The organism is Methanosarcinales archaeon, from assembly GCA_014859725.1.
GTDB lineage: Archaea > Halobacteriota > Methanosarcinia > Methanosarcinales > Methanocomedenaceae > Kmv04.
Map to the genome: position 1 here is coordinate 1 of JACUTQ010000143.1, position 5,936 is coordinate 5,936.

Consider the following 5,936-nt stretch of genomic DNA (forward strand, 5'->3'; position numbering starts at 1 on the left):
AGTAGGCTACAAGATACTTTTTTATTGATCTTGCAAGAATAGTGTATATACGAACACTGATTAACACAGATTTTACCTAAAGTCGGTGTCTAAAAAATAACTGGAAAATGGGATAGTGTCATGGAAGCAAGCAGGGAATGATTTGATGGAAGGGAGTTATACTTTTATCACATTGAAGATATATTTCAAATGCTTCTGGCGCTTACCAGCATAACATCCACATGCACAAACCCACATTAGCCTCTTAACTCATCCTGCCCCACAGGAGGTTGATTAAAGGGGGGGCGGGAAAATGGTCCATGGAGATCTAATCAATGAACCGCAAAGGAGGCGAAGAGCGCAAAGACAATGGTGCCTTCAAGCCCGGGGAGGTCCTGGAGTCCAGGATCGAGCTGTGGAACCGCAACACCGGCGAGATCACCTTCCCCAAGACCAAGGGCAAGTACAACCGCTGGACCAGGCGCCACATCCCGGGTGCGCCCAAGACCATGAAGCTGACCGGCAATACCAGCGAGATGCTGCGGCATTATGTGGGGAACAGGAAAAAGGGGCATATTTTCATAAACGGGAGGACCGGGAAGAGGCTGACCCTGCGGCATTTTGAGAAGATGATCGATAAATGGGCCAGGCTGCTGAATATCCAGAGACGTCAGTCCATCAAGCCATCCGGCAGGGAATATCATCTGATCACGTTAATGGGACTGAGGGAGGCAGGAGAGAGGCACCATGATCGACAGTGGCGGTGATCCTGATGTGTTTGCGAAGGCGGCTGGGCACAGCAAGGAGACGAAGGCACGGTATTATAAGAAGATCAGTTACGAGGAGGCGATTGAGTCGTTTGGGAAGCATCATCCGGCTTTTGTGGAGGGGTGGTAGGACATAATCTATAAATTGATTTTTGTATCCTCAATAAATTCTAAATTATTATAACAGTCTTGAAAATATCAGCATGCTAACAAGAATTAATATTATCGAGATATAGATTTTCAGGTGATTTGCTTCCAAGCCTCTAATAGTCTGAGGTCCGATCTGTCCTCCGATGACAACTGATGGCAATACAAAAACAAGTATGTTAACAATCTCAAGTTTATTCTCAATAAGTTCATTTACAAAAAATGGATTCATCCTTGCAACAGCTGCAATAATGTCAACAATAAATATAATGACAACTGTAGAACCGATAACCTGTGATGGATTCTTTATCCTGTAATGGTTCCACATACCCGGCGTTATCAGTTTGCCAAGACCTGTTGCAATCAATCCTTTCATAAATCCAGCTAAGATGCCTAATTCCCAGAAAATTCTCTGGTGTTTAGGCTGTTCTTTTCTGGAAGTAATACTGGTAGTAAGCTGATACGTCCCATAAATGAAAATGAAGGAACCGAATATGAATATAAGGATGTTTTCATTAACATGGGAGGTCAAAAGAGAACCGATGACAGCGGCTGGAATTGTGGGAATTAAATATTGTTTGACCATATACCAATTGACTGTTCCCTGATAGATGTTTCTAATAACACCGCTCCCAAAACCGAAAATCATTGTAATAAGCGCCAGCCAGAAGCTTATTAATGGATCGATCTTGATCAAAAATAGATAAATCGGTATCCAGAAATTTGCACCTGAGATACCAGCTGACATCGACACAATAGAGATAATTATACCAATTGGAAAAAGATACCAGAAGGTCAGATCCATTTTTGCCCCTCATATCTTGCAGGTACAATCATGCTCAATGAACTTTACCCTCTATTCTCCCTTTAATAAGTTTCCCGATCCTCTCAGCCTCAGCCATAACTTCAGGTTCGTCCTTCACAGACCTGAAACCTTTCAGGATCCTGGCAGAACCATGTTGATACGGCTTGTTATCAGGAAGCAGTTCAAGATATCCTTTATAGGCTTCTTCAACTCCAAGGTCTATTCCGCTAAGTTCTTTAGAATATGCATTCCATACTGTAAACGCACAGCTTTCACCTGGCCCGCACACAAAACAGCACGGCGTTCCTTTTGCCGTCATTCCACCGACAATTTCCATGCCGCCTGCACGAAGGGCATTTCCAATCCATTCTCCAACCATTTTTTCAGCAGCAACACCAACAGCTACCGTTGCGGCAAGCTTGCCAGCTGTCTGGAGTTTTACATGTCTCATAGAATATAACCTCTCTATAAACGCTTTTGTAAAAGCGCTCGCTGCACCGTAAAATGTTGATGAGCCTACGATGAGGGCATCAGCTTCCATCACTTTTTTGGAAAGCCATTTAAAATCATCATTGATTATACACTCATTAGTATGGACGCATTTCATGCATGCAATGCATGGACCAACTTTAATATCAGATAGTTTGACAAATTCAGTCTCACCGCCTGATGCTTCAAGTATTGCCTTCACCAATGTATCTGTGTTGCTGTCCTTTGTGGGACTGCCGCTTATTCCAAGTAATTTCATTTTATTCACCTTTTAAATTGTAATTTTAATATCCTGTCTAACTGAGCGGTACGGCAAGGGAATCAAGGAATTTATTGTAACCTGTGAATAGTTCCATGACCCCGAGCATTTCAACAATCTGGCTGTCTGTAAGACCGAAAGATTTTAATTCTTCGGTTTCAGCATCAGTAATCCTGTGTGGGGTGAGTGTGGCTTTCTTTGCATATTCAAGGATTTTTTTATCTCTGGGTGAGATATCTGGATCTTCAAGGTTTTTTGTTAAATCATCTATCCTTTCTTGGCTGAATCCCATCATTGAAAGTGCCATTGAGTGTGATGCTACACAGTAATTACAGCTATATTAGCACCGGACACAACCACTGCAATCTGTTCCTTGAGTTCCCGCGAAAGTTCACCGCCCATCAGCAATACCTTTGTTTTTTCCCAGTTTGTAAGCAGCAATGCCGGAAAGTTAGCATATGTCTTAAAAAGGTTCGGAACCATCCCGAAAGCTGCTTCAATATCTTTATAGACTGCCTTAACTTCGTCATTTGCTTCGTAACTTTCTATAAATTTTATTCTTGTCATGTTACCACCTGAATTATAAAAACGGGCAGGGGTTAGAGCCCCGCTCTTTCGACTATTGTATCAGCAACCTGTTTTGCGCTCTTGAAGGGGAAATCGCCTGTAGTTAGCAGTTTTCCCGCATCGCCTGCTGTCACTTCAAGGTCGCCAGCTTTGCATGTGGTATTTGCCCCGTCCGGGAAAGCGGCAAGAAGTTGTTCCGGCGTATTTATCGGAAACTTTGCGCCTGCAAGACCACCGACAATCTGCGCATGTATCTCATCTCGTACACTCATTTTTATTACTCCATCATTGCTTTAATTTCTTTTGCTGTATTAGAGATAGGGCAACCGCTTCCATGTGATCCACAGTGGAAACAGGCGCTTTTTACAGCATTTAACGACTTTTCAGCTTCTTCTTTAGTTACGGTTTTGTTTGTGTATTTCCATTCCGGCATTTTATTGCACCTCAATTGTAGATTGTTTAGTTATTCATATATACTTAACCGTTATAAAAATGTACAAACTATAGTTTAATATACAAAAATGACCTTTAAGGTTGTAACGCAAACCTTTTTAATCTGAAAAGACAAAACAATTTGTATATGGCAGACAAAAGAACGGACTCTTACAGGGAGATCATCGAAATAAAAGGAATGCTGCAGGAAATCCACAAAGATATTAAACGATTTATGGAAAAATCAGGACAACAGCACGTGGAACACGTCCTTTCAGATTCCCGCAATAATTTTGCCAGCGCGATCATCAGGCATGTACTTGATGATATTGAAGATGGTCTTGAAAGTAATATGGTCAAGAAATGCGAAATGCGCGATACCTGCAAATCAAACTTCACAGGTTTCCTGCAGAATAATGCAAATCTTATTAAACAGGATAAGGTTCCAGAAAATGTCATTATGAAATGTCAACTGGATCTGAATGGTATGAAAAGTAGTGCTCCATCAAAGCAGTGTGAAAAATGTTTTTCACAGGTACAGATGCTATTTGGAAAGCAGGTTGGTTTAATGCGGTCCCTTAACATATATAATTCAAATGAAGAAAAAAAACAGGATATTGCCGGAATTCCAGAAAGTTTGATCCCCGAAGTACTTGAACCTCTCTCCAACAAGCAGCGCCTGCAAATATTAAAAGCAATAGCGATCGAAACAAAAACCTTTTCAGCGCTTTCCGAACTCACTGGACTTCGCGGAGGAAATTTACTTTTCCATTTGCAAAAACTTCTTGACAGCGGAATGATATTGCAGCGCCATGAACGGGGGGATTATATGATTACGGATAAGGGATTCAAGGTCTTACGAAGCATAGGTGATATGTATTCAGTACTGAATACATAAAAAATACCTCATTCTTAGCTTGCTCAAGAATTCTGTGGAAAATTGCCCGCTCCGGGAGATGATCGTGCTTGTCATGAAGGATCTGGTATGGTAGAGCAATCTATAGTGGTGGGGGCATTGGTGAATGGCGAGAACCCGTGATCAAAAATTGGAGCAAAAGGAGTCGGTTCATACTTCGGATTCGTTGATTTCTCAGGTCAATGGATGGGCTATAAAATGGGTCAATTTTAGGTGGGAATTTTCAGGATTTTTGCCCGGTTGATCATACCGGGAGATAACCTGAGTTTTTTACATACGTATTCATGGAAAATATCCCACCCGAAACCATTAGCGTTTTCAAGTATCCAGGTTGCAGACATCATTCTGCATTCGGGTGTCAGCTTAAGTACAACCGCTGGACCAGGCGCCACATCCCGGGTGCGCCCAAGACCATGAAGCTGACCGGCAATACCAGCGAGATGCTGCGGCATTATGTGGGGAACAGGAAAAAGGGGCATATTTTCATAAACGGGAGGACCGGGAAGAGGCTGACCCTGCGGCATTTTGAGAAGATGATCGATAAATGGGCCAGGCTGCTGAATATCCAGAGACGTCAGTCCATCAAGCCATCCGGCAGGGAATATCATCTGATCACGTTAATGGGACTGAGGGAGGCAGGAGAGAGGCACCATGATCTGCAGTGGCGGTGATCCTGATGTGTCTGCGAAGGCTTACATTAAAGCAGGGAGCAGGTGCAGGTTATGAGTGTAGGGGGATGCAGCAGGTAATTGTCGTAATTTATAATGCGGGATTAAAGATCATTCGTTAGTTAGCTATGCCAATATTTACGCTGCAGAAGTTAAAGACTGATTTTCAAAAAGATTTTTAAGGATTTCTTTTCCACAAGGCTGAGGTATTTTTCTACCTTCTTTTAAAGCGATTTCAAGCCATAGTTTCATTGCAATCTTTATTTCTTCGAGAGCTTCTTCTTCATTTTTTCCAAAGGCTGAACATCCGGGAAGTTCTGGAACTAAAGCTATAAATCCTTCGTCTTCTTCACTATAAAAAATCTCTATTGCATATTTATGCATCAATATCATCTTCTTCTATTAGATTGTATTTTTTTTCATTAATTCCTGCATTAGCATAAATCCTATGACTTCCTTTCCCACCTTTGAAAATAAAGCCAAATTCTTCAGCAGTTTTACATAATTTTTCAAATCGAATATTCTTAGGATTCTTTTTTTAATTTTCAAATAATTGATTTTTATCCACTGATAAGGAATTCAACTCTATAATAAAAAAGCTTGTTATTCATATCAACCGCCGCCCATCCACATCCACTTGATTACCCTGATGGAGCAGGGGCACTTTCCCATAATCCATTTATTTTGTTGACAACGATTTTAGGTAAAATCGGCGTTCGTATATACACTATTCTTGCAAGAGCAATAAAAAATATCTTGCAGCCTACTATAAAAGTAGGTTGAGAGGGATAACAAACACTGCGTTTGGGATCACGTTCCCGTTGATTAACCTGTTACCCTCTCATCCTTTTCATACACGAATTAGTACGTTTTGGACATATAAATATGTACCACATATAACAAGCGA

The 5,936-nt window shown here is 41.4% G+C and carries 11 protein-coding genes; 4 read left to right on the forward strand and 7 right to left on the reverse strand.

From position 1 onward, the window contains the following. Positions 1–314 precede the first annotated feature (314 nt). Together IBX40_10435 and IBX40_10440 are read left to right on the forward strand one after the other, a co-directional pair. On the forward strand, positions 315–746 hold the full coding sequence (locus tag IBX40_10435; GenBank protein ID MBE0524734.1) for a hypothetical protein: 432 nt from the start codon (positions 315–317) through the stop codon (positions 744–746). Continuing rightward, complete coding sequence (locus tag IBX40_10440; protein MBE0524735.1) at positions 727–876, forward strand: hypothetical protein; 150 nt, start codon at positions 727–729, stop codon at positions 874–876. Before IBX40_10435 ends, IBX40_10440 begins: the two co-directional genes overlap by 20 nt. Before the next feature lie 48 nt (positions 877–924). Here the strand turns inward: IBX40_10440 and IBX40_10445 are convergent, their stop codons facing one another. From IBX40_10445 to IBX40_10470, 6 genes are read right to left on the reverse strand one after another with little or no spacing between them, the layout of a single operon-like run. Then, positions 925–1,698, reverse strand: coding sequence for a sulfite exporter TauE/SafE family protein (locus tag IBX40_10445; protein ID MBE0524736.1), 774 nt, complete (start codon positions 1,696–1,698; stop codon positions 925–927). A gap of 34 nt (positions 1,699–1,732) precedes the next feature. Then, a complete protein-coding gene (locus tag IBX40_10450; GenBank protein MBE0524737.1) occupies positions 1,733–2,446 on the reverse strand; it encodes a flavodoxin family protein in 714 nt (237 codons plus the stop codon). A 37-nt stretch (positions 2,447–2,483) separates the two neighbouring features. Then, positions 2,484–2,753 carry a hypothetical protein gene (locus tag IBX40_10455; protein ID MBE0524738.1) on the reverse strand — a complete coding sequence of 90 codons (270 nt, stop codon included), beginning with the start codon at positions 2,751–2,753 and terminating at the stop codon, positions 2,484–2,486. A gap of 11 nt (positions 2,754–2,764) precedes the next feature. Then, the gene (locus IBX40_10460; GenBank protein ID MBE0524739.1) at positions 2,765–3,013 is read right to left on the reverse strand and encodes a hypothetical protein; all 249 of its coding nucleotides are present in this window, start codon (positions 3,011–3,013) and stop codon (positions 2,765–2,767) included. 32 nt (positions 3,014–3,045) lie between these two features. After that, positions 3,046–3,285, reverse strand: a complete 240-nt coding sequence (locus IBX40_10465) for an MTH865 family protein (protein MBE0524740.1) — start codon at positions 3,283–3,285, stop codon at positions 3,046–3,048. A gap of 5 nt (positions 3,286–3,290) precedes the next feature. Then, positions 3,291–3,446: a hypothetical protein gene (locus tag IBX40_10470; protein MBE0524741.1), complete on the reverse strand. Its 156-nt coding sequence runs from the start codon at positions 3,444–3,446 to the stop codon at positions 3,291–3,293. Positions 3,447–3,593: 147 nt separating this feature from the next. On the opposite strand from IBX40_10470, the gene IBX40_10475 reads away from it, so the two are divergent. After that, on the forward strand, positions 3,594–4,343 hold the full coding sequence (locus IBX40_10475) for a winged helix-turn-helix transcriptional regulator (protein ID MBE0524742.1): 750 nt from the start codon (positions 3,594–3,596) through the stop codon (positions 4,341–4,343). A 302-nt stretch (positions 4,344–4,645) separates the two neighbouring features. Further along, a complete protein-coding gene (locus tag IBX40_10480) occupies positions 4,646–5,032 on the forward strand; it encodes a hypothetical protein (GenBank protein MBE0524743.1) in 387 nt (128 codons plus the stop codon). Positions 5,033–5,167: 135 nt separating this feature from the next. Here the strand turns inward: IBX40_10480 and IBX40_10485 are convergent, their stop codons facing one another. Beyond that, on the reverse strand, positions 5,168–5,413 hold the full coding sequence (locus IBX40_10485; GenBank protein ID MBE0524744.1) for a type II toxin-antitoxin system HicB family antitoxin: 246 nt from the start codon (positions 5,411–5,413) through the stop codon (positions 5,168–5,170). Between the last annotated feature and the right edge of the window lie 523 nt (positions 5,414–5,936).

Bases quoted from the DNA above. Each gene is read 5' to 3' on its own strand.
- IBX40_10435 (MBE0524734.1), top strand. From the start codon at position 315: ATGAACCGCAAAGGAGGCGAAGAGCGCAAAGACAATGGTGCCTTCAAG.
- IBX40_10440 (MBE0524735.1), top strand. From the start codon at position 727: ATGATCGACAGTGGCGGTGATCCTGATGTGTTTGCGAAGGCGGCTGGG.
- IBX40_10445 (MBE0524736.1), bottom strand. From the start codon at position 1,698: ATGGATCTGACCTTCTGGTATCTTTTTCCAATTGGTATAATTATCTCT.
- IBX40_10450 (MBE0524737.1), bottom strand. From the start codon at position 2,446: ATGAAATTACTTGGAATAAGCGGCAGTCCCACAAAGGACAGCAACACA.
- IBX40_10455 (MBE0524738.1), bottom strand. From the start codon at position 2,753: ATGGCACTTTCAATGATGGGATTCAGCCAAGAAAGGATAGATGATTTA.
- IBX40_10460 (MBE0524739.1), bottom strand. From the start codon at position 3,013: ATGACAAGAATAAAATTTATAGAAAGTTACGAAGCAAATGACGAAGTT.
- IBX40_10465 (MBE0524740.1), bottom strand. From the start codon at position 3,285: ATGAGTGTACGAGATGAGATACATGCGCAGATTGTCGGTGGTCTTGCA.
- IBX40_10470 (MBE0524741.1), bottom strand. From the start codon at position 3,446: ATGCCGGAATGGAAATACACAAACAAAACCGTAACTAAAGAAGAAGCT.
- IBX40_10475 (MBE0524742.1), top strand. From the start codon at position 3,594: ATGGCAGACAAAAGAACGGACTCTTACAGGGAGATCATCGAAATAAAA.
- IBX40_10480 (MBE0524743.1), top strand. From the start codon at position 4,646: ATGGAAAATATCCCACCCGAAACCATTAGCGTTTTCAAGTATCCAGGT.
- IBX40_10485 (MBE0524744.1), bottom strand. From the start codon at position 5,413: ATGCATAAATATGCAATAGAGATTTTTTATAGTGAAGAAGACGAAGGA.